Source organism: Kitasatospora sp. MY 5-36 (assembly GCF_001182915.1).
Classification (GTDB): domain Bacteria; phylum Actinomycetota; class Actinomycetes; order Streptomycetales; family Streptomycetaceae; genus Kitasatospora.
In genome coordinates, this window is the sequence record NZ_LFVW01000988.1 from 1 (window position 1) to 2,671 (window position 2,671).

The window sequence follows — 2,671 nt, forward strand, 5'->3', positions numbered from 1 at the left end:
CGGTGTCCGCGCGCCTCCCGGGGGCGCCTGCGGCTCCCGCACCGGCCGGCCAGGAGCGCTGGGCGGGCAGGGCGCGGTCCTCGGTGCGGGGCCCCGCGTCCTGGTACGGCGTTCTCGCCCGCTGACCGGCCATGCGCACTTCCCTCGATCGTTGCGGCTGCGGCGGCGCGATCGCACCACCGCGCGTGCCGGGACGCCGTCGGTCCTGCCGGGGCCCTGGCGGCGCCCTGGTGACGTCCTGGCGGGGACCAAGCCTCTACATTGCTGTAGAGGTTGGGCTGGAGCATACAAAACCCATTTCAGCAAAGTCATCCGCTGCCACCCGGCAGCGACCGACCGCCTGGTGGACCGTCGTTAGGATGGTCATGATCCCCGCCACGTCGGCACACCATCAGGAACGCATCAGAGGAGCAGAGCGTCACCATGTTTGAGAGTCTGAAGAACCTCGCGGGCAAGGCCACCGACCTCGCCCGTGACCACGGCGACGTGATCGGGCAGGGCCTGGACAAGGTCGGCGACGCGATCGACGACCGCACGGACGGCAAGTACAGCGGGCAGATCGACACCGGCGTCGAGAAGGCGAAGGACTTCCTGCGCAACCTCGACGGCGACCAGAAGCCCGCCGAGTAACCTGCCGCAGGACACGATCGGCCGCACGACGGTCGAACGACCGCACGGGCGAACGGGGAGGGGCGGCAGCGGTGAGCGAGGAGAAGAAGGGGCCGGGCTGGGGGCAGTGGCTGGTGCTCACCGTCGCGGTCGTGGTCGGGCTGGGCCTCCTGCGCGGCAACGACCACGACGGCGCGGCCTCCGCCGACCCCTCCCCGACCGCCGCCGCCCCGTCCGTCCCCGGGTCCGGCTCCGCGCCGTCGGCCGGCGGCTCCGCGAAGCCGTCGAAGCCCTCGGGCCGCTACGACCCGGCCGACTACGCGGAGCCGGTCCGCCGGTACGCCACCGAGGCCGGGGTCAACCCGCAGCTGCTGATGGCGATCCTCTACAACGAGTCGTACAAGCCGCACGACCCCGAACTCGAACGGGCCTGGCAGCGCGGCAAACCGGACGCCTCCTTCGGCATCGCCAACATGCACCGGGCCGCCTTCGACGACACCAAGCCCGGCCGCCCCTTCGCCTCCCGGCAGTGGGAGGAGCTCCCGGACGACCGGGACCTGGCCGTCCAGGCGGCCGCCTGGCACCTGCACGACCTCGCCGCCCAACTTCCCGCGCGCCCGGGCGTGTCGCTCAGCCGGGACGAACTGGTCGCCCTCGGCTACAACGCGGGCGCGGGCAACATGCTGGCCTTCGCCCGGGGCGTCAAGATCGGCTCCCAGGCGCAGTCCTACCTCGACCGCCTGCGGGACAACTGGTCGAAGTCCGGCGAGGCCGTGAAGTAGCGCCTCCGGGCGGTCAGCTGACGGCGATCCGGGCGGACCAGACCCTCCGCCAGGCCAGCGCGTCGGCGACCCCCTCGGCGATGCCGCGCCGCGGCTGCCAGCCGAGCAGGTCCCGCGCGGTGTCCACGACGGCGTAGCAGCCGATCACGTCCCCGGGCCGCGGCCCGGCCTCCCGCACCTCGAGGCTGGCGCCGACGGCCTGTTCGAAGGCGGCGATCAGCTCCCGCACGGTGGTCCCGTCGCCGGTGCCGACGTTGATCACCCGGTAGCGGTCCGCCACGCCCGGGGCGATCACCTCGTCGAACCGGAGCAGCGCCGCGACGTGCGCCTCGGCGAGGTCCTGGACGTGGACGTAGTCGCGGATGCCGGAGCCGTCGCGGGTCGCCCAGTCGGTGCCGGTCACGGTGAACGGGGTGCCGGTGGTGTGCGCCTCGATCAGCTTGCCGAGGGCGTGGGTGGGCCGGAGGTCCTGGAGGCCGGTGCGCAGCTGCGGGTCGGCGCCGATCGGGTTGAAGTAGCGCAGGGCGATGACGCGTTGGCGCTCGGCACCCTCGCCCCTGGTCCAGTCCTGGAGGACCTGCTCCATCATCTGCTTGGTGCGCGCGTACGGGCTGCCGGCGTCGACCGGGCTGCTCTCGTCGACCCGGGCGTCGGGGGTGGGGGCGTAGATCGAGGCGGAGCTGCTGAAGACGACCCGGGTGCAGCCGTGGCGCTGGAGGGCGTCCAGGAGTTCGACCGTCTTGGCGACGTTCTCCCGGTAGTAGTACAGCGGCTTGGCCACGGACTCCGGTACGACGATCTTCGCGGCGCAGTGCACGGTGGCGTCGATGTCGGGGTGCTCGGCGAAGATCCGGTCGAGCAGGGCCGCGTCGGCGATGTCGCCCCGGTAGAAGAGCCGGTCCGCGACGAACTCGGTCCGCCCCCGGGAGAGGTCGTCCAGCACGACCGGGGTGATCCCCCGGTCGAGCAGGGCGGAGGCGACGGTGCTGCCGATGAATCCCGCGCCGCCGGTGATCAGGACCTTCTTCATGCGCGAGCGCTCCCTTGCGGTCGTCCGGGCGCCAGGTGGCGCCCGGTGACCGGAAGGGACGTCGGTTCGCACCCGGCCGGTTCCACGACGGGGCCGCTCCCCCGGAACGGCCGGCCCGTGCCGGGCGGCTCAGCCGCGGTGGCGGCGCAGCCAGAGGCCGGTGGCGACCAGGACGACGGCCGCGCAGGCGGTGCCGATGGCCGCCCAGGCGGTGGCGTCGGAGGTGGTCGCGTGGACGCGGCCGGGCGCG

The 2,671-nt window shown here is 73.3% G+C and carries 3 protein-coding genes; 2 read left to right on the forward strand and 1 reads right to left on the reverse strand.

The genetic code is table 11. The features are described from left to right. Positions 1-423 precede the first annotated feature (423 nt). A complete protein-coding gene (locus AE652_RS39220) occupies positions 424-630 on the forward strand; it encodes an antitoxin (protein WP_049660325.1) in 207 nt (68 codons plus the stop codon). A gap of 71 nt (positions 631-701) precedes the next feature. Continuing rightward, positions 702-1,391, forward strand: coding sequence for a transglycosylase SLT domain-containing protein (locus AE652_RS39225; protein WP_049660326.1), 690 nt, complete (start codon positions 702-704; stop codon positions 1,389-1,391). 13 nt (positions 1,392-1,404) lie between these two features. Here AE652_RS39225 and galE read toward each other — a convergent pair whose 3' ends face one another. Further along, positions 1,405-2,421 (reverse strand): UDP-glucose 4-epimerase GalE, encoded by a 1,017-nt coding sequence (gene galE, locus AE652_RS39230; protein WP_049660328.1) that lies wholly within the window; start codon positions 2,419-2,421, stop codon positions 1,405-1,407. Positions 2,422-2,671: the final 250 nt, after the last annotated feature.

What these genes read in the sequence shown, in the direction of transcription:
- galE (WP_049660328.1), bottom strand. Translation starts at nt 2,421, where the DNA reads ATGAAGAAGGTCCTGATCACCGGCGGCGCGGGATTCATCGGCAGCACC.
- AE652_RS39220 (WP_049660325.1), top strand. Translation starts at nt 424, where the DNA reads ATGTTTGAGAGTCTGAAGAACCTCGCGGGCAAGGCCACCGACCTCGCC.